15 protein-coding genes, 2 pseudogenes and 1 other annotated feature are annotated in these 18,625 nt (G+C 59.9%); of the genes and pseudogenes, 11 read left to right on the top strand and 6 right to left on the bottom strand.

The genetic code is table 11. The features are described from left to right. Positions 1 to 91 precede the first annotated feature (91 nt). From IT40_RS00880 to IT40_RS00860, 5 genes are all read right to left on the bottom strand, one after another. Entirely contained in the window at positions 92 to 709 is a 618-nt protein-coding gene (locus IT40_RS00880; protein ID WP_036749242.1) for a plasmid pRiA4b ORF-3 family protein, read from the bottom strand. A 16-nt stretch (positions 710 to 725) separates the two neighbouring features. Beyond that, entirely contained in the window at positions 726 to 1,043 is a 318-nt protein-coding gene (locus IT40_RS00875) for an H-NS histone family protein (protein ID WP_036749239.1), read from the bottom strand. 89 nt (positions 1,044 to 1,132) lie between these two features. Then, complete coding sequence (locus IT40_RS00870; protein ID WP_244273980.1) at positions 1,133 to 1,600, bottom strand: class I SAM-dependent methyltransferase; 468 nt, start codon at positions 1,598 to 1,600, stop codon at positions 1,133 to 1,135. Next, positions 1,573 to 1,983, bottom strand: a complete 411-nt coding sequence (locus tag IT40_RS00865; RefSeq protein WP_036749234.1) for a VOC family protein — start codon at positions 1,981 to 1,983, stop codon at positions 1,573 to 1,575. Before IT40_RS00865 ends, IT40_RS00870 begins: the two co-directional genes overlap by 28 nt. A 400-nt stretch (positions 1,984 to 2,383) precedes the next feature. Next, positions 2,384 to 2,581 carry a DUF1127 domain-containing protein gene (locus IT40_RS00860; RefSeq protein WP_036749231.1) on the bottom strand — a complete coding sequence of 66 codons (198 nt, stop codon included), beginning with the start codon at positions 2,579 to 2,581 and terminating at the stop codon, positions 2,384 to 2,386. 364 nt (positions 2,582 to 2,945) lie between these two features. Next, positions 2,946 to 3,003: a sequence feature (sul1 is cis-regulatory element that is thought to sense ions involved in sulfur or methionine metabolism; They are found in Alphaproteobacteria), on the top strand. Positions 3,004 to 3,077: 74 nt separating this feature from the next. Between IT40_RS00860 and IT40_RS00855 the strand changes: the two are divergent. The 9 genes and pseudogenes from IT40_RS00855 to IT40_RS27200 all read left to right on the top strand — a co-directional run. Then, positions 3,078 to 3,290, top strand: a pseudogene (locus IT40_RS00855) (SulP family inorganic anion transporter); the annotation flags it as partial. Continuing rightward, positions 3,260 to 3,358 (top strand): annotated as a pseudogene (locus tag IT40_RS29850) (universal stress protein); the annotation flags it as partial. The pseudogenes IT40_RS00855 and IT40_RS29850, both read left to right, overlap by 31 nt. A gap of 281 nt (positions 3,359 to 3,639) precedes the next feature. Further along, positions 3,640 to 4,002: an ArsR/SmtB family transcription factor gene (locus IT40_RS00850; RefSeq protein ID WP_036749225.1), complete on the top strand. Its 363-nt coding sequence runs from the start codon at positions 3,640 to 3,642 to the stop codon at positions 4,000 to 4,002. Next, a complete protein-coding gene (gene arsC / locus IT40_RS30715; RefSeq protein WP_084196765.1) occupies positions 3,995 to 4,948 on the top strand; it encodes an arsenate reductase (glutaredoxin) in 954 nt (317 codons plus the stop codon). The genes IT40_RS00850 and arsC overlap by 8 nt, the downstream gene beginning before the upstream one ends. 12 nt (positions 4,949 to 4,960) lie before the next feature. After that, on the top strand, positions 4,961 to 6,034 hold the full coding sequence (gene arsB, locus IT40_RS00835) for an ACR3 family arsenite efflux transporter (protein WP_036749345.1): 1,074 nt from the start codon (positions 4,961 to 4,963) through the stop codon (positions 6,032 to 6,034). After that, positions 6,031 to 6,738 (top strand): arsenical resistance protein ArsH, encoded by a 708-nt coding sequence (gene arsH, locus IT40_RS00830; protein WP_036749222.1) that lies wholly within the window; start codon positions 6,031 to 6,033, stop codon positions 6,736 to 6,738. The genes arsB and arsH overlap by 4 nt, the downstream gene beginning before the upstream one ends. A 214-nt stretch (positions 6,739 to 6,952) precedes the next feature. Beyond that, entirely contained in the window at positions 6,953 to 7,798 is an 846-nt protein-coding gene (locus IT40_RS00825) for a chromate resistance protein ChrB domain-containing protein (protein ID WP_036749342.1), read from the top strand. Further along, positions 7,795 to 9,159, top strand: coding sequence for a chromate efflux transporter (gene chrA / locus IT40_RS00820; RefSeq protein WP_036749219.1), 1,365 nt, complete (start codon positions 7,795 to 7,797; stop codon positions 9,157 to 9,159). The genes IT40_RS00825 and chrA overlap by 4 nt, the downstream gene beginning before the upstream one ends. A gap of 574 nt (positions 9,160 to 9,733) precedes the next feature. Next, positions 9,734 to 10,012 carry an SH3 domain-containing protein gene (locus tag IT40_RS27200; protein ID WP_084196764.1) on the top strand — a complete coding sequence of 93 codons (279 nt, stop codon included), beginning with the start codon at positions 9,734 to 9,736 and terminating at the stop codon, positions 10,010 to 10,012. 143 nt (positions 10,013 to 10,155) lie between these two features. Here IT40_RS27200 and IT40_RS00815 read toward each other — a convergent pair whose 3' ends face one another. Then, positions 10,156 to 13,761, bottom strand: coding sequence for a YobI family P-loop NTPase (locus IT40_RS00815; RefSeq protein ID WP_036749216.1), 3,606 nt, complete (start codon positions 13,759 to 13,761; stop codon positions 10,156 to 10,158). Between the two features lie 376 nt (positions 13,762 to 14,137). Here IT40_RS00815 and IT40_RS00810 point away from each other — a divergent pair, with 376 nt between their 5' ends. Both IT40_RS00810 and IT40_RS27195 read left to right on the top strand, forming a co-directional pair. Beyond that, entirely contained in the window at positions 14,138 to 14,770 is a 633-nt protein-coding gene (locus tag IT40_RS00810) for a tyrosine-type recombinase/integrase (protein WP_036749214.1), read from the top strand. Between the two features lie 430 nt (positions 14,771 to 15,200). Next, the gene (locus tag IT40_RS27195; RefSeq protein WP_084196763.1) at positions 15,201 to 18,290 is read left to right on the top strand and encodes a metallophosphoesterase; all 3,090 of its coding nucleotides are present in this window, start codon (positions 15,201 to 15,203) and stop codon (positions 18,288 to 18,290) included. Positions 18,291 to 18,625 lie beyond the last annotated feature (335 nt).

The raw sequence follows: 18,625 nt of genomic DNA, 5'->3' as shown, positions 1-18,625 counted from the left end.
ACGGCTGTTCCCTCGGCCATCCCAGCCGACGCCAGAACCGGCCAGCCTTCCGTATCATCCTCGAAGCGCTGAGGCAGCGAAACAGGCGCGGCTAACCTTTCGGCGCCTTCGGCCTCGGCTGATGCAACCGCCGCCGCGCGTTCGTACGAAAGGCATTGCGCAGATCCTTGTTGATCAGGTCGAGATCGAACCATTTCGGATCGAAATGCCCACCCGCCCAGCGCAGCGTGGAGCGGTGCTCTTCGTGCATAGGATCGCGGATGATCCCGAGGAAATCCTCATAACCCCACGGCCCGCCGACATCCTCGGGCGGCCTTGCCCGCGCGCCTTGCAGACAGAGCGCGTGGCGTGGCGCCGGATCGAGCACCAGCCAGTCCTCGATCCGGATCAGGTGCTGCCAACCGTCCCCGAAATCATAGGCATAGGTGAAACCGACGTCGCGCCCGACGAAATCCTGCAGCCGCACCTCGGTAGAGTCGAAAACGCGGGGGCCGCCGAAGCCGTCGTCCAGCAGCACCGGATCGCCGTAGCGCAACCCGCCGATGCGGAATTCGTGCAGATGGCTGTCGGTCCAGCCGAAGGCCGCCTGCAGGACCGGATGCAGCCGGTCCAGCGTCCAGTCGCAGGGAACCACCAGCCGCCGCCAGATCTCCGGCTCGATCTCGGCCAGTGAAACATGCAGCCGCACCGCATTCGGAGGCTGGAACACCCCCTGCCCTCCCCGGTCAGATGGCGAAGTCCTCGAGGGATTTCCCGGCCTCCAGAGCCTCGGCGATCCAGGCGGGCTTGCGGCCGCGGCCGCTCCAGGTGATCTCCGGGTTTTCCGGGTGGCGGTATTTCGGCGCCACGGTGGCGCGCTTTTGCGCCGGGGTCATTTCCGCCAGTTCGCCCAGCGAGAAACCGTGCTCTTTTGCCACCGCTTCCGCCGCAGCCCGCGCCTCGGCCTTGCGGCGATCCTCGAAAGAGGCGATGGCCTTGGCCACGTTCTTTTCCAGCTGCTTCAATTCGGCCAGCGACAAGGCATTCAGGTCGATATCGGTCATAAGCGTTCCCTGTTGTTATGGCGCCGGTTTAATCCAACAGCGGTCAAACGGCAAATCTCATCCCATTATGGGAGCATACAATTCGCGGCTCACCGTCTTTGCAGCCTGATCTCTCTAAGCGGGTGCCCCGTGTCGATGAACAGCCGCCCCGTCGGTTTCAATGCCGCCCGCAATCGTTCAAGGGCGCGTTGTTCGATATCCGGGTGACGACCGTCCAGCGCCCCGACACGCATCGCAAAGGCGATGTCGAAGGGCTCTTCACCCGGCGGCAATGCGAAATCCTCGATCGCCACTCGCAAGAACCGCAGGCGGCCGGTGGCGATTTCGGCCCGCGATCCGGCCACCGCGCTTTCGATCGCCTTGGCCGAGCGGTCGATGGCCAGGACGAAGCCGCTCCCGATGCGGCGGGAAACCTCGCGGGCCGCCACGCCCGGACCGCAGCCGATCTCCAGCACCCTCTGGCCCGGTGCCAGCGGGAGGGCATCGACGAAACACGCGATGCGGTTCGATATCCGCGGGGCCATGATGCTCAGCCCTTGTCGGTCACCTTCGGCCACCAGGTGCCGAAGCACCACAGGTTGCCCTCGGGGTCGCGGCAGATGAATTCGCGGCTGCCATAGTCGCGGTCGGTCGGCCCTTCCTCGATCGCCGCACCGGCGGCCTTGGCGCGGGCAAACATCGCGTCGACATCGTCCACGGCGATATAGAGCGACTTGCCGCCCTGCCCCGAGGGCGGGCCCACCATCTCGCCATAGGCGTCGTCCTTGTCGTCGCCGCACATGATCATCGACGAGCCGAAGGCCAGTTCGGCATGGGCGACCTTGCCGTCCTCCATGTATTTCGCATGGATGGTGAAGCCGAAGGCCCTTTCCAGCCAGTCGATCATCGCCGCCGCGTTGCGGAAGCGGAAGGTCGGGTAGATGCGTGGAGCCTCGAGCATGCTGTCCTCCTGTCCTTGACGGCCTAGGGTGCCATGCCGTCTTCGGCACCGGTCAAGCCGTCGGCCTCGATGGGGCGGTACTTCACCGGCATCCGGTCCATCGCCGGATCATAGCCGGAAACGCCCTTGCCGTCAGGTGTGCGATGCGGCGCCGGACGCCGTCTGCGCCATGACATCCCGGTGGATCTCCGAATGCGACAGCGCGCGGCGATCAGCTCAGGGTGCTACCGCAGAGCGACTGCCATCTATCCATTGCCACCGTTCACGCGGTCTTGGACATGATGGCGAGCGTTTATCGCATGACCGGGATTCCGAGCATGCCGAACCTCGGTTTTCCATCACCCGCGCATGAAAAAACCCCGAGGCATCGCCGCGGGGTCCGTTCATCGATGGGATGGCCTCAGAGGCCGCGGACGACGCGCTCGATATCGCCGCGGGTCAGGCCGATATCGGTCAGTTCCCGATCCGTCAGCCGGTGCAGTTCGCGGCGGGTGATGCGGGCGTCGTTCCAGGCGGCGACCATCGCGGTTACGCGAACAAAAACCTGACCCAGGCCACCGGCAGCAGCACGGCTATGGCTCATCTCGACAGCGGACATCTCGGCACCTTTTTCACCTTGCCCATCCGGCGGGCATGTTTCGGACAAGACGGATATAGGCTGGGCAGCTGACGGGAAGTAGCCGTGATACCGGCAAACCAGCCATGCATTCCGCGGTGCAGCATAGGCTGCGGACGGGCGGGCAGAAATCACGTCCCTGCCAAACCGAACATTCCAGCCTGCTCCGTTGCCGATCGGCATTTTCCGCGACGACCGCCCAGGCGGGGCGTGGGGAAAGCGTCTTCGCCATAGCAGCACGGCGGAGGCAGGGCCGAAATGCCGGCGGGATCGCTGGCGTCCGCTCCGGTTTTGTTGTTCCGGGTTGCAGATGCGCGATGTTCGCGCATAACAGCCAACCGAAACGCATGGAGCCGGGTGCAACTCCCGGCTGGCTCTTCCGGCCGCCGATCCGCCGGACAACCCGAACCTACACCCCAAGATCGAAAACTCGACATGCGGCCCCATTCCGGGCCCTGATCGGTCAGGAACGGATGACATGATTTCACTTGATGCCTACCGGACCCAATGGTTCGGCAATATCCGCGGCGACCTGCTGGCCGGGCTGGTCGTGGCGCTGGCGCTGATCCCCGAGGCCATCGCCTTTTCCATCATCGCCGGCGTCGACCCGAAGGTCGGGCTTTACGCCAGCTTCTCCATCGCGGTGCTGATCGCCTTCATGGGGCCTACGGCCATTCGCGCATCCGCAGCCTGATCATCGGCTCCACCACGACCGCCATGATCCGATCCTGCAAGGTGTCCGTCCTCCTGATGCGCTGACCTCATTTCGCCGGCATCATCCCGCCTCGGCTAGATGAGGCGGGGGCATCCGAACCGAGCTGCAATGCGGCACTGCCGCATCCGGACGGCCGTTTTACGATGCCCCTCCTCCGGAAGCGGGCAAGCCAGGTCCAAGCAAGGGCTGCAACTGCGCCTCTGCATCTCATCACCACGACGGTTGCAGCCGTTCGCAGCGGCGCAGGATATCACCCCCGTTATTTCAACTTGCGTTGATCCATCCCGAGGTGTTATATATCAACAAATCTTGAGAGGTTGATTCGATGGAAGAGCAACGCGCCCTTGCCGGCTTCGCGGCCCTGTCGCAGGAAACCCGGCTGCGCATCGTCCGGCTGCTGGTCAAGGCCGGGCCGGAGGGCATGGCGGCCGGGGCGATCGGCGAGGCCCTGGGGGGCGCCAGCACCTCGCGGCTGTCATTTCACCTGACCCACCTCGAACATGCCGGGCTGATCCGGTCCCGGCGCGAGGGGCGCTTCATCATCTACAGCGCCGTCTTTGCGACATTGGCCGGGCTGATCGCATTCCTGATGCGCGATTGCTGCGACGGCCACCCGGATATCTGCGCGCCGGTCGCGGCCGCGCTGTCCTGTTCCTGTGAACCCAGCAAGGATGCCCTGCATGGCTGACGCCTCGCCTCGTGTCTTCAACGTGCTGTTTCTCTGCACCGGCAACTCCGCCCGCTCGATCATCGCCGAAAGCGTGCTGCGCAAGGAGGGCGGCGAGCGGTTCCGCGCCTTCTCGGCCGGCAGCCAGCCGAAGGGAGAGGTGCATCCGCGGACCCTGAAGATCCTGCAGAACTACCATTACCCGACCGAAGGGCTGCGCTCGAAAAGCTGGGACGAATTCGCCGCGCCCGATGCGCCGGTGATGGATTTCGTCTTCACCGTTTGCGACGACGCGGCGGGCGAGGCCTGTCCCTATTGGCCGGGCCAGCCGATGACGGCGCATTGGGGCCTTCCAGACCCGGCAGCCGCGACCGGCAGCGAGTTGCAGCGCGACATGGCCTTCATCGAGACGCTGCGCTACATGAAGGCGCGCATCCAAACCTTTGCCGCCCTGCCGATCGGCACCCTCGATCGCGCCAGCCTCGTCTCCAGGCTGCACGAGATCGGACGCTCCGAAGGCGCGGCCGGGGCGGGGGCCGGCATGGACGTCGTGATCTATCACAACCCCGACTGCGGCACCTCGCGCAATGTGCTGGCGCTGATCCGCAATGCCGGGATCGAGCCGCATGTGGTGGAATACCTCAAGACGCCGCCCTCGCGCGCGATGCTGGTGAGGCTGATCGCCCGCATGGGCATCGCGCCGCGCGATCTGCTGCGCCAGAAAGGCACGCCCTATGCCGAGCTTGGCCTGGACGACCCGGCGCTGACCGACGCCGCGCTGATCGAGGCGATGCTGGCGCATCCGGTGCTGATCAACCGCCCCATCGTGGTCAGCCCCAGGGGCGTGCGGCTTTGCCGGCCCTCGGAACAGGTGCTGGACCTGCTGCCGCCGCAGCGCGCCGCCTTCAGCAAGGAAGACGGTGAGCAGGTCGTCGATGCCCAGGGCAACCGCATTCGCCCGGCCTGAAAGGAACAGATGATGACCCCCGACAGCCCGGCCCGCCGGCTTTCCTTTCTCGACCGCTACCTGACCTTGTGGATCTTCGCGGCCATGGCGCTCGGCATCCTGCTGGGCACGCTGTTCTCCGGCCTGCCGGATGCGCTGAACGCCATGGCGGTCGGCTCGACCAATATCCCCATCGCCATCGGGCTGATCCTGATGATGTATCCGCCGCTGGCCAAGGTCCGCTACGAAGACTTGCCCCGGGTCTTTGCCGACAGGCGGGTGCTGGTGCTGTCGCTGGTGCAGAACTGGCTGATCGGGCCGGTGCTGATGTTCGCCTTAGCGGTGATCTTCCTGCGCGACCAGCCGGAATACATGACCGGGCTGATCCTGATCGGCCTGGCGCGCTGCATCGCCATGGTGCTGGTCTGGAACCAGCTGGCGCGCGGCGACGGGCAATATGTCGCCGGGCTGGTGGCCTTCAACTCGATCTTCCAGATCCTGTTCTTCTCGACCTATGCCTGGCTGTTCCTGACCGTGCTGCCGCCCTTGTTCGGGCTGGAGGGCAGCGTGATCAAGGTGGGTTTCCGGACGGTGACCGAGGCGGTTCTGATCTATCTCGGCATTCCCTTCGCCGCCGGCTTCCTGACCCGGCATGTGCTGATCCGGCGCAGGGGAGAGGAGTGGTATCGGGACGTCTTCCTGCCGAAGATCAGCCCGATCACGCTGGCCGCGCTGCTCTTCACCATCGTCGCCATGTTCAGCCTGAAGGGCGGCGATGTCGTGCGCCTGCCGCTCGACACCATCAGGATTGCCTTGCCGCTGGTGCTGTATTTCGCCATCCAGTTCGTCGTCAGCTTCGCCATGGGCCGCCTGATCGCGCGTGACTATCCGCGCAGCACCGCCATCGCCTTCACGGCGGCGGGCAACAATTTCGAGCTGGCCATCGCCGTCGCCATCGCCGCCTATGGGCTGGCCTCGCCCGTGGCCTTCGCCGCGGTCATCGGCCCGCTGGTCGAGGTGCCGGTGCTGATCCTTCTGGTCAACGCCGCCCTGTGGCTGGGCCGCCGCTGGTTCCCCGCAGCAACCCCGCAAGAGGCCCGCGCATGATCCCCGACCTGCCGAACCTGTCGCCCGACTGCCTGCGCGCGCCCGCGATCCCGGACATTCCCCGCGCGACGCATCCGCCGCGCATCCTGCTGCTCTACGGCTCGCTGCGCGAACGCTCCTACAGCCGCTTCGCCACGCTGGAGGCCGAGCGCCTGCTGCGCCATTTCGGCTGCGAGACGCGGGTGTTCCACGCCAACGGCCTGCCGCTGCCCGAGGATGCCGACCCGTCGCATCCCAAGGTGCAGGAGCTGCGCGAGCTGTGCCTGTGGTCCGAGGGCCAGGTCTGGACCAGTCCGGAACGCCACGGCGCAATGACCGGGGTGATGAAGGCGCAGATCGACTGGATCCCGCTGTCGATGGGGGCGATCCGGCCAACGCAGGGCCGCACGCTGGCGGTGATGCAGGTCTCGGGCGGCTCGCAAAGCTTCAACGCGGTGAACCAGATGCGGGTGCTGGGCCGCTGGATGCGGATGCTGACGATCCCCAACCAGTCCTCGGTCGCGAGGGCGTATCAGGAATTCGACGAGGCCGGCCGCATGCGGCCGTCGAGCTATTACGACCGCATCGTCGACGTGATGGAGGAACTGGTAAAGTTCACCCTGCTGACCCGCGATCTGTCGGCCTTCCTGACCGACCGCTACAGCGAGCGCAAGGAGACGGCCGCAAAGCTCGAGGAACGCGTGCACCTCAAGGCTGCGACATGAAGCTGGAGAGGCCCGATATCGGGTGGGGAGCGATCACGAGACGCACCCGGATCGCGCCGTAAAGGGCGACCGAACCGGGTCTGAACCGGGTAACCGTCTTGACATTCCATCGTCGTCGTCGGAATTTTCCGGCATGGGGTCTTGCGACGCCCCACGAGGCGCCAGCCGAAGTTCGCGTTCCATTCCGACGACTCACTCAATGGAGGGAACGCAGATGCCTGCGCCTGACGCCATAACCTGCGACAAGCTCGCCAAGCTGATCGGCACCGCACGATGCCCCGTCGTCCTCGACCTGCGCCGGACGGATGCGAGAGACGCCGAACCCCGTCTCATCCCCTCTGCCCGATGGCTGGCTGAGAATGAAATCGCCCCTGCGGCGCTTTCGGAACTGGCCCGCAGCCTGGACCGTCCGGTGGTGGTCCTTTGCGCCGAGGGACACGGGCGCAGTCAGGGCGTCGCCGCCTGGCTGCGCCATGAAGGGGTCGCAGCCGAATATCTGGAGGGAGGGATGGCGGCATGGCTCGCCGCCGGCCTGCCACTCGTCACGACCACAAGGATCACCGGCCATGATCCGCAGGGCCGCAGCCTGTGGGTGACACGGGCGCGGCCCAAGATCGATCGCATCGCCTGCCCCTGGCTGATCCGGCGCTTCATCGATCCACGGGCGGTGTTTCTGTTCGTCGCCCCGGCCGAGGTCCCCGCAGTGGCCGAGCGGTTCGGCGCCATGCCCTTCGATGTCGAAGGCGTGTTCTGGAGCCATCGCGGCGAGGACTGCACCTTCGACGCGCTGCTGAAGGAAACCCGGTTGAGCATCCCGGCGCTCGACCGGCTGGCTTTGATCGTGCGCGGCGCAGATACCGCCCGCCTGGACCTCGCCCCCGAAGCGGCGGGCCTGCTTGCGGCGTCCCTGGGCCTGTCGCGGATGTATTCCGACGATCTGGAGCAACTCGATGCCGGATTGCAGCTCTATGACGCTTTCTACCGTTGGGCGCGCGATGCCACGGACGAGATCCACAACTGGCCCACCAACGCCAGGGGTACGGGCCGGAGCGCGACATGAAACGGCGTGATGGATTTCCAACGCTGGGCCAGGCCACCGGGGTCTGGGCCAGGATCGCCGCGCTGAGTTTCGGCGGGCCGGCCGGCCAGATCGCGGTGATGCACCGGATACTGGTCGAGGAGCGGAAGTGGCTCGGAGATGCGCGATTCCTCCATACCCTGAACTTCTGCATGTTGCTGCCTGGACCCGAGGCGCAGCAGATGGCGACCTATATCGGCTGGCTGATGCACGGCGTGCGCGGCGCGCTGATCGCGGGGATGCTGTTCGTCCTGCCGGGCTTCATCGCCATGATGGTGCTGAGCTGGGCCTACGCGGTCTATGGCGACGTGCCGGTTGTGACCGCGCTGTTCTTCGGGCTGAAGGCCGCCGTGCTGGCGATCGTTCTGCAAGCGGTGTTCCGCATCGGCAAACGTGCCCTGAAGAACAAGGTCATGCTCGGCCTGGCCGCCGCGTCCTTCCTGGCCATCTTCCTGTTCGATGCACCCTTCCCGGTGATCGTGGCGCTGGCGGCAACCATCGGCTGGATGGGGACAAAGGCCGGGATTGCTGCCTTCCGGGGCGGCGGCGGACATGGCTCGACAGGTGGCGCACATGTCAGCGACGCCGACACGATCCTTGGCGAAGAGCTTGATCTTCCGCCCTCGGCGCGCAGAAACGCCTTTCGCGCGGGATGGGCGGCGGTCGCGCTCTGGCTGTTGCCGGTGCTGCTGCTGGTCGCCCTGGTACCGGGCAGCGTCTTTACCGACATCGCGCTCTATTTCTCGAAACTCGCGGTGCTGTCCTTCGGCGGGGCCTATGCCGTGCTGGCCTGGGTCGCGCAGGAGGCGGTCGGCAGCTATGGCTGGCTGCAGCCGGGTGAGATGCTCGACGGTCTCGGCATGGCCGAAACCATGCCGGGGCCGCTGATCAAGGTGCTGCAATTCGTCGGCTTCATGGGTGCAATGCGCGAGGCCGGATGGGCCATGCCGCTGCTGGCGGCAACGCTCGGGGGCATCCTGACGACATGGGTGACCTTCGCGCCCTGCTTCGCATGGATTCTGCTCGGGGCGCCGTTCATGGAAGGGTTGCGGGAAAACCGGGCGCTCGCGGCGGCGCTGGCTTCGGTCACGGCGGCGGTCGTGGGGGTGATCCTCAATCTCGCGATATGGTTCGCGATCCATGTGGTCTGGCGCGAGGTCGAGCCTTTCAACTGGGGCCCGGTCTCGACCAGCGTTCCGGTGCTGGAAACACTGGATGGCTGGGCGATGGCCCTTTCAGCGCTGGCCATCCTCGCGGTGTTCCGTCTGAAGCTCGGCATCGGCCTGGTGCTTGGTGGTGCGGCGCTGGCTGGCCTCGGACTGCATATGGCCGGGGCGATCTGACGGCGGATGGCGAGGCCGCTGCCCGAACCCCGAAGAAACCCGGCCACCGCGATGCCAAGGCGGATGCAGGACGCCCACGGTCAGTTGATGGTGGTGCCTGCCCTGGTTCGCATCACTTGGGGAGGGTCGGGCGGCATGATAACGGGCAACGTGACGCTCACCTTGCAGCTCGTTGGCGAGTTCAGCCGGTTGACCACACCTGGGAATAGTGAACGGAACATCCGGGGCTGATCACTTGCGCCGGATCAATTCCAACGGCAGTAATGGACTCTCGAGCAACTCGCTGCGGGACAGCAAGTGGCAGGTTTGGCTGAGCCGGGCGATTTGCCCCCGGATAGGCAAGGTGCGGCCCAGAACCGCTCGTCGGACGCACCCCATGCTGCGTGGCCGCATCCTCCGAATGCTGCCGCTCGACTGGCGCTGCGGCGAAATCCTGACCAGAAGTGCTGCTCCATGGGACGGAACGGGCCTTCGATGGCTGGTCTTTTGCAAGCCTTTCATCCGCGCCCGCACCTGCCTGCTGTCATTCAGCGTGATGGTGTCGTAGTGATGGCATAACGATTCAGGTCAGGCAATGCGAACTCATTTTGCTGCTCTTCTCGCTCTCATGATCGCCGCCGGATGCGCGGTCGGTTCTGGTGCAGTGGTCAAGGGCGTCGGGCCAGACGATCTCCTGAAGCTTCGCGAAGGCCCTGGCCTAAACCACAACATCATTATCGGTCTGCCCGACGGAACGCGTCTCACCCGCCAGAACTGCGTCATGAACAACGGTAACGTCTGGTGCAGGGTCTCACTCACCGACAGGCCTGGTATCTCGGGTTATGTTTCAGCGGACTATCTGGCGCATCGCTGACAGCAACATGATCGGCCCGGAGCGGACGATCGCTTGGTCAGAATGCTGCTACGCCGCATTCACCAAAGCCGTCGTTCGACGGGCTGCGCCGTAAGGACCATGGCGTGATGCTCTACTACGCGGATAAAGGAGTCGCTTAGCCCTTATGACCGATACAGATACACTATGATATCGCTCGACCAGAGCGGCGTCCCCACCGATGAGATGATATCGCGCGCCTCCAGCCACCTGACCAGTTCGCTGTTTTCATTCGTCCTCCTGAGCAACGGACGTGCATATCCGGTTTGGATTTTAGAGTATGGGTCAGGAAGCTGTCCCAAGACCTCACGAACCTCGCTCTTATCGAGCGTTTCATGGAGGAGATTAAGCAGCTGGACCTGCGTGCCTACTGGCTTAGCGTTCACGATAACTGCTTTGACGATATCAGGCGCGAGGGAAGGTATCGCGCCATTTGTCCGCAGGAGGATCGGCCCGACAATGCTGGCACGCTCGGGAAGGCTGGGAAGACTGCTCAAGTCCATCAAACTGATGATAGCAAGCTTCTCGTCGCTCGTGATATCGGCGGTAAGTAATCGCTCGCGGAAGTCATCGTCGATCGAGAAAGAGCTGGGGTCGCGAAGATAAGAGGCGATGTTCCGGGCGACGAATAGCGTTTGAAGATCGACCTCGCCGTCGAGTGCAGCCAAATTCTGGGCATCGAACGTGACGCGCCGCTCATCGATGAGTATCCGGCGCTTGCGGGGGCTTATAGATCCGGGAAACTTCTTGAATTTGGTAGGTAGTGCCTGGACATATGCCCGATATGCCTCATCCCCGAGATCCTCTGCATTGATCAGGAACTGCAGGAGAGGTAACGCTTCCTTAGCATCCGGAAGCTGCGTTTCCAGCAGAGTTGCGCGGACCTCATCATCATCAAGGAAGGTGGTCAGAGCGCTGCTCTCGAAAGTCTCTGCGCGAATGAAAGCGAGACAATTAGACCAAGTCGGCGCGATCTGGGCTCCGCGGACCACAACGGCCCGATACCGCTCGGGTACTTCCTCGAGTGACGGCAAAAGCTTCGTTTGGCGTAGGACGAAGGTTTCTATCTCTTCGGTATCGAGCTCATCGTGGGACATCACAGCCAGTATCGCGTCGATATCCTCCTCATTGTCATCGTCCAAACCCAAGAGTACGTTCGCAAAATACGTTGCGAAATCGTCGTCCACCCGATTGAGGAGAGGTTCAGCTCCAGAGTTTCGAACCCTCGAGTAGTGTCGCTTGCGCAAGGCCGGTCCGACTTCTTCTCCGAGGATAGATCCGAAGATGTAATCGAAGTTTGCGCTGTTCAGGCTGTAATGGCCGAGCTCGTACAGTTTGCGAGCGACGTTCGGATATCCGGCTATCGCAGCAAGGTCGTTCGCCTCAATCCGCAACTCTTCGAGCTTAACCGGATCCCCGCCTTCCAAGAGATCGAGAATGTCCCTGAGGTTGTCGGCCACGAACTCACAAAGCTCGGGGTGCTCCTCGCGCTCGCGGGCCAGCATAGCCGGCGGAAGATGTTCGATGAGGCGCGCGATATGCAAGGTGGCGGAGATGCCCTCAATGGTCGCGGGTACGAAACCGCGCCAAGCATCGACAAGCTGCATCAAAAACTCGGAAACGTGCGATCCCGTCGCGTAATAGGCTTCGAAGAATTCCTGCTGGTTCGGAAATTCGTTCGAGAGGTATGCGAAGACCTTCTCAAGCCGCTCCTCATGCTCCTTTCTCTCCAGGAGCGCGTCGACGAGCCTGACGTTCAACGCATAATCCAGGCCGAAATCGTCCTCCCTCATTCCTGCGATGACTTCACTTGGGTTATCAATCGGGAAAAGGGGGTCAGGTGTATGGAAAGCCCTGATCTGTATCAGGAACTTGTTGTCGCTAGGTGAAAGCCGTCCGGAGTGGAACAAGGAGGTATACTGGTAGTAACTATCATCAAGATGCCCTTCCAAGAGCAAGAATCGGGCAAGTTGACCCCCGTCGCCGAGATTCTCGAAAAGGCTTTCGACTTCTTGCGTGCTAGACCTAAGCAGAACGTTGAACTTGCTTGTCCGGACCGCTTTGACCTCGCTTCTCAGATGCGCGATCCTCCGATGCGCAGCCTTCCTATATGCGTCCGCCTTGTGTTCGATACTTCGCACCCGTTCGGCATAACTTAATTCGAAGGCAACACTTTTTTGGAAGGCCGCGTTATTGTGCTGGCGACGACCAGCATTGGGAATATGGCAGTAAAGGGTTGGAGCCGTGATGAACTGTTCGATATCTTCGCGCTCAGATAAAGTATTGAGCGCAATGTGCTCCTGTGCAGTTCTGCCAACGCCAGTAGTATTGGCAGGCAGTGTCTCGAAAAGAGCCATCGCATAGATTCTTCTGAGCTCACGCAGATTCTTTGCGATCTCCTGTTCGGCCGTTTCGATAGAGCGTTCGTGTTCAGCGATCTCAGATCGATAGCTCTGTTCACGCTTGGCGATGAGCTCGTCTTTACGACCCAAAATTTCGGCGAGATGCCCTTCGCCGCGGTGCAGCCGTTCGAAATCTCTCGGATAGACATTCTTATAGATCAGCACGGCGAGAAGCTTCGTAGCGTCGAGAACGTTCTCTCCATCGGTCTCCAGATTTGCGACGTAGATCGCGTACTCGTTGAAGATGTTATAGATCAGCCGAAGATCGCTTAGGTAGCGAGACACTTCACGCAAGAACTGCTGATTGAGCCTTCCGTCCAGCTCCAGCCGCTTGCCCTGCGCGAGCACCATGTCAATCGAATTTGAGCTGTTGATAATCGGAACGACAGGTATGATGAATTCGAAGAACTTGGTCCGGTCGGTGTTGACGAACATGTCGTCGCGCAGCGCGTAAAGGAATCTAACCCGGCGTCTCACGCCCACATTACCGTTCACGAGACTGTTAATCTCGCGAAGGGTGACGAAGATGTCGGAATCCTCGAAGCGATCGAGATCCTCCACTATGACGAGGTCGTAACGCGTCGACTGAAAGAAGTAGACGATCTCGTCCAGATGACGGTTGAGGATTGAATCCTGATCTTCCGAAGACGGCCGTATTTCGATGTCCTTCAAAGAAATGCTTTTGAGCGACACGCCGAAGCTGGCGACGTAGAAGTGATGGATTGCAGACCAAAGAAAGATTAGCGCGAACGCGGCAACGGAGATATCGAGCCAGTTTGTGAGATCGAAGGGTTTGAAATATGATCCATCAAAAATCACAGCACGCTTATGGAACACGTGCCAGAGAGCAAGAAGCCCGGTAACAATGTAGAGTGATCGGAAGATCGACCAGAATCCCGGCGATTGAATGCGCTTGAAGCGCGAGAGTGGCAGTTTGTCTGCATCTGCACCATAGAGCAGTTGCTGGAGGATACTCCGCTCAATCTCCTGTTTGGTCACACGGCGTCGTTCATCACCGGCTTCCGGTAAGAAAGCGGCGAGAGAGATGTGCAGGGCTTGGCGGGGATAGGACTTCAGGAACGATCGGATGATACTGCTTTTGCCAGATCCATAAGGCCCTGTGAGCGCGATGTTCGATACGTCCGTACTGTCGGTCGCAAACTTCAATGCAGCCGAATACACCCCTCCTTGGTCAGCCTCATCGGTTGGGGCGAGATCAACGAATTTCGTTGGCTCCACCGGCGAAGCTGATCGTAGGCGCAGAGCTTCCGCTATCTTGGTGAGCTTACCGGAGATCAAACGGCCGATTTTGGTAAGACCGGTATTCATAACGAGACGTCTAACATGTTCGAAGTATTATCCTAGGCACGTTAAGGATGGAAGTTTAGCCTTGGCGTCGAATACTTACCTTTATTTGGTAGCCCGCTTTGGGACTCCAAAAGTAGCCGTTCTCCACAACCGAAGCAAATGCCCAATTTCTTCCCGATCTACCGGAAGTCTGGGTAAGGTCTGGACTGCTTCCAGTCATTCGCGTCTACAAACGAGAAGCCGTTTTCGCCCTCGAAACGGTCGTCGTCGCGGTCCATAGCGAACGACCGCTCCCCGCCCGCGAGGCTGCACGGAGCGACTCGGACATCTCATGATACCATTGAATCTGTCGGATCATCCGAAGTCAGGGCTGGGCTGGAGGGCAGGAGGTAACACCATGTCCAGCAACTATCTTCCTGTGCCTCGGCCTGAACGTCCTGCCTGGAACAAGGGGCGCATCATCGGCCAGAAGCGCCCCCTGCTGCCGAAACATGTCTGGTCGATCCGAGTCCGCCTGGAGATGTCGGACAACCGACGCGACCTGGCGTTGTTCAACATGGCCGTCGACAGCAAGCTTCGAGGCTGCGACTTGGTCTGCCTGAAGGTCCGGGACGTCTTCGTAGCGGGGAGGGTGAAGGAGCGCGCCTCGGTCACCCAGAGCAAGACGGGCAAGCCGGTTCGCTTCGAGATCACCGAAACGACACGCCAGTCGCTTGAACGCTGGATCGCCGATCCGGAGATGCTTGGGCTGGAGTATCTCTGGCCCAGCCGTCTCCACCACAGTGCCCACCTGTCGACGCGACAGTATGCGCGCATCTTGCGCGAATGGGTCACGTCGATAGGGCTTGAGCCGAGCGCCTATGGCACGCATTCGATGCGTCGGACGAAGGTGGCACAGATCTACAAGAGGACGGGCAACCTGCGGGCGGTTCAGCTTCTGCTGGGCCACACCAAGATGGACAGCACAGTTCGATACCTCGGCGTCGATCTTGACGATGCGCTGACGCTGTCAGAGGGTATAGACCTGTAGTCTGGAAGCCGGTCGGCAGATTGCCTGTCGGCCGGCCCATTGCGGCCGGTCACCTGGTGCGGGTGCTCACACGTGCGTTCTTCTAAGCTGCCAGTCGACGGGCACCGCAGCAAAAGCCTAGCGGTAATGGCAGCGATGCGAACTGGATGCCGATGATCTGCTCTTCGGTGAACTTCGATCTCTTCATGGTCCGGTCCTCTTCTTGAGCCGGACTCCAGCATCAGATGGCGTAGTTATCGGGGGTCAGAGCAGGACCACACGCTCGCCGCAAATCGGCACGTTTCGCAAACCCGATCAAGCGATGGGGAAGCGGGACTGGCAGGGTCGTACTCAGTCTGCACCGTCAACTACTTGTTGACGCCAACGGAATCGTGCAAGTTCCCTAGAGGCGTGGCCGCTGGTTTGGGCTGTCACTCATCGTGGAGCTCCAATGGACGTTACGATTGTTCACCTTAGTGATCTGCATCTGAAAAACGATGTCGAAAACCGCTTCAGATTAGAACGCTTAAGAGATGACATATCGCGTCTGCATTCTTCTGGACCAGTCTTTGCTGCATTTACAGGGGATCTCATTCAAGCCGGTGACGAGAACAATTATGATCTTCTCTTCGATGAGCTAATAGGACCTCTCGTAAGCCAAGGCCATGAAGTCCTCATCGTTCCGGGAAATCATGATGTACAAAGGTCAATAACGAGCGAGGAATTTGCCAATCGAGTAATAGAAGACCGTGCGAGCTCGTACTTGTTCAATGGCAGAGCGGTACGTTCTGATCATCCTGAGCCAGACTCTGATGCACTCAAGCACTACCGTTCTCTCGAAGATTTGTTGGGCCCATATGACCAAAGCAACTACTGGGGATACGCTGTAACCAAGGGCCCAGTTTCATTTGTTGGACTAAATTCAGCCTGGTTGTGTTGCAAAAGAAAGGATGACGCCAGTGACAGAGGAAATCTAAGAGTGGAGCCAGCTGTCTTGGATGTGCTTTCCAAGAGCTTACCTGACGATACGTTGCGAGTAGCTCTTCTCCACCATCCAATTGACTGGCTCGATGAGACCACCCGCAGTGCTGTAAGCGATCTACTCGTGAAGAGATTTGATCTTGTTCTTTACGGTCACGTACATGCGAGTGATGCCGCTGGTCTCGTAAAGGGGGAGTCAAACACCCTGTTTCACCAAGTACCTCCACTTCGTGCTGATTGGTCGAAGGGAAACAACGGATACGCGATCATACGTGCAAATGTGAGGAGCAAGCGCTTTCAGATCGAATACCGGTCATATTCCAAGCCTCGTCGGGAGTTTGTTGTTGGAGAAGATTTCGCGTCTGGAGGAGTTCTGCATCCGCGACCAGAAGATGCTGATTTCTTCAGATCAACCCCTTCGTGCTCTGGCCTGCTGCAAAAGTACATAAACGCTGCGCCCTATGATTATTCCGACTGGTATAGAAACAATGTTAGGGCCAAGTCAAAACAGCTTGGTTCTTTTGTGGTGCCAAAGGCGAAGGCGGTGTCCTTTGGTGATGAGGGAACTTGGTATGGCCCATCGCGCCAAATTACAAATGTAATAGAGCAATCTATTCGAAGTCAGTACTTTGTCGCGCCAATGGACGCAGGCTCAACAACCGCTGCCTTCCTATCGTTCAAGCACCTGTCCGAGACATTCGCAAAGCATCAGCGGATACCTGCGTACTTTGATGCGCAGAAGGAAAGAATAAATAAAGCATCTATCCTTAGGGAGATTCATCGAACTTCACTTGTCCGCTACAGCCATCCTGAAGTTGATCAACTGGCCGCAAGTGGCGCTGTAGTAATGGTGGTAGATGGCCTTTGCCTGGGAGATGCAGCGCAATTCAACTTGTTCAGGGAAACGGCTGAACGGCACTTCCCCAATATTCGATTCCTATATTTCTTGAAGACCGAACGAAGGGGCGTGCCGCCGGCCAGCGACAGTGACATTCAGCTTTCCCCGGCGAACGACGAAGTCTACGAGTTGGCCCAGCTCGAAGTTTCGGACATCCGATCCATGGTATCCTTGCGTTTGCCGGATCTAAGTGTCGAGTCCAGAGACGTCCTTGCCAATCACGTTGTTGATTCTTTCCGGCAAATGGACGAACCGATCTTTGCAAGTAGTGTTGCGGTAGTGATTGATACGCTAACGCAGGATCCTGAATTTAAGCCCATTAATAAAGCGCGACTCATAGAGCGCTATGTGGAGTGCCTGTTGGGTCGGTTTGACCTTGAAGACGTGCGGGAAGGTACGTTCAACTCCAGTGATAAAATTAACTTCCTGAGTTTCGTTGCGCGAGACTTCCTGGAGCGTGGGGTGGTTGGAGTCGCAGAAGCCGAATGGCTAGAGATATGTCAGAAGTACGAGAGTGGCTATTTGTTGGAGTTACCCAGCGGGCTCCTTGATGAGTTTACTGAAAAAGGGATTCTGACGCTCGACGGTGGTAAGATCACATTTAGAGGTGATCACCTTTTCTCATTCTTTGTTGCTCGACAAATGAAGGCCGATGGAAAATTCGCGGCTGAGCTGATTCACAGCGATGGCCTCTTCAGGCACTATCGGGAAGTGATGGTCTATGGAGAGCTGGAGGGTACTGGCGTTGGGGATGTTCTCGATCAAATCTATTCGCTGCTAAGCGAAGTAGAGACGATGCTACTCGAAGACTATTTCCGGGAGGGAATAGACCTAACACAGGAATGGGCGAAGACTTGTGCTGAGTCAGACGCAGCAATAAATCAAAGCGCACTGGATGAAGCAACAGACCAGCTTGGTGGAGTTTCCCCGTCTCCTGAGGCAGCAGACAGAATAGATGACGCGGAGCTTGCCCAGATCTCGCGTCGACGCGGCATAGCTCAACGGCACACAGTGCGCGAAGCTGAGGCTCGCCTATTGGTGGGGATGAGACTCTATGCACTGCTCCTTAAGAATGCACTCCACATCGAGGCGCCCGCAAAGCTACGCCACCTTGGTAAGTTATTCGATGTGGCTGAACTTTGGGTGGGCTTTATGTGCTCATGCCGGGAAGCGATATCGCACTATCCGGTTGTGATTGCGGGCGGCGTGCGCTTTATCAACTATGGTGTGTTAGTCGACCCCGAAAGGGCAAAGAGGGATTTCAAGTACAACGCTCCTATGACTGTGTCGAAGTTGCTGGCGGGTGCTCTGCGTAACCCTCAGCTTGGTGCAGCGATCCGGAAGGCGATGCCAGACTTCACGCCTATGGGGAAATTGTTTGCCCGCGATGCACTGCTTGAGATGCCGGATGCGCCGAACAAGAGGGCATATGTGGCGAGCTTGATGGCCGCGGAAGACATCGAAATCCTAACGTGTTCTCTACGGTCCCTTCGAGGAAAGTATTTAGCCTCTGGACGAAGAAGAGAGCAGAGGGACTTCATCGAGGGCATCATCGAAGAGATAGCGAAAGATCGTCGTTTGGCGGGAAAGACCGACTTCTCGAGGTTGAAGAAGGCGAGGATGATTCAGGATATGCGAGAAAAGGCTGCATCAAAGGAGTAGACTGTGAGCATTCACGAGTACATCGATGTTCCCCACCTCAACACCACCTCAACCAGTGAATGTCTGGTCTTGCAGGCCGCGCCTATGCGAAGGGCACCGAATGACAGCGATTGCGGGAGTGGACTGTGCGGGAAATGAAGGACTCAAAGGCGAAGTGAAAAAAAATAGAATAATGCCTTCAATTTGAATTCTGGCTCAGAATTTGACGTTCGTAGGTTCAAACCTGCCTGACCAGCTGGTCACGTCCGCCTACTGTGGTCGTGTCCCTAAATGTCGGCTTAAGCCGTTTGGCACGGATACGACGCCGCACGGCCGAAAGTCCGCTCTCCGCCCAT

It is taken from the genome of Paracoccus versutus, from assembly GCF_000763885.1.
GTDB classification, from domain to species: Bacteria; Pseudomonadota; Alphaproteobacteria; order Rhodobacterales; family Rhodobacteraceae; genus Paracoccus; species Paracoccus versutus.
The sequence above is the reverse complement of the archived record's forward strand: the minus strand, read 5'-3'. Positions and strand labels throughout refer to the sequence as shown.

Coding starts and splice junctions, on each gene's coding strand:
- IT40_RS00875 (WP_036749239.1), bottom strand. CDS start 1,043: ATGACCGATATCGACCTGAATGCCTTGTCGCTGGCCGAATTGAAGCAG.
- IT40_RS00865 (WP_036749234.1), bottom strand. CDS start 1,983: ATGCTCGAGGCTCCACGCATCTACCCGACCTTCCGCTTCCGCAACGCG.
- IT40_RS00860 (WP_036749231.1), bottom strand. CDS start 2,581: ATGTCCGCTGTCGAGATGAGCCATAGCCGTGCTGCTGCCGGTGGCCTG.
- IT40_RS00850 (WP_036749225.1), top strand. CDS start 3,640: ATGGAAGAGCAACGCGCCCTTGCCGGCTTCGCGGCCCTGTCGCAGGAA.
- arsC (WP_084196765.1), top strand. CDS start 3,995: ATGGCTGACGCCTCGCCTCGTGTCTTCAACGTGCTGTTTCTCTGCACC.
- arsB (WP_036749345.1), top strand. CDS start 4,961: ATGACCCCCGACAGCCCGGCCCGCCGGCTTTCCTTTCTCGACCGCTAC.
- arsH (WP_036749222.1), top strand. CDS start 6,031: ATGATCCCCGACCTGCCGAACCTGTCGCCCGACTGCCTGCGCGCGCCC.
- IT40_RS00825 (WP_036749342.1), top strand. CDS start 6,953: ATGCCTGCGCCTGACGCCATAACCTGCGACAAGCTCGCCAAGCTGATC.
- chrA (WP_036749219.1), top strand. CDS start 7,795: ATGAAACGGCGTGATGGATTTCCAACGCTGGGCCAGGCCACCGGGGTC.
- IT40_RS27200 (WP_084196764.1), top strand. CDS start 9,734: ATGCGAACTCATTTTGCTGCTCTTCTCGCTCTCATGATCGCCGCCGGA.
- IT40_RS00815 (WP_036749216.1), bottom strand. CDS start 13,761: ATGAATACCGGTCTTACCAAAATCGGCCGTTTGATCTCCGGTAAGCTC.
- IT40_RS00810 (WP_036749214.1), top strand. CDS start 14,138: ATGTCCAGCAACTATCTTCCTGTGCCTCGGCCTGAACGTCCTGCCTGG.
- IT40_RS27195 (WP_084196763.1), top strand. CDS start 15,201: ATGGACGTTACGATTGTTCACCTTAGTGATCTGCATCTGAAAAACGAT.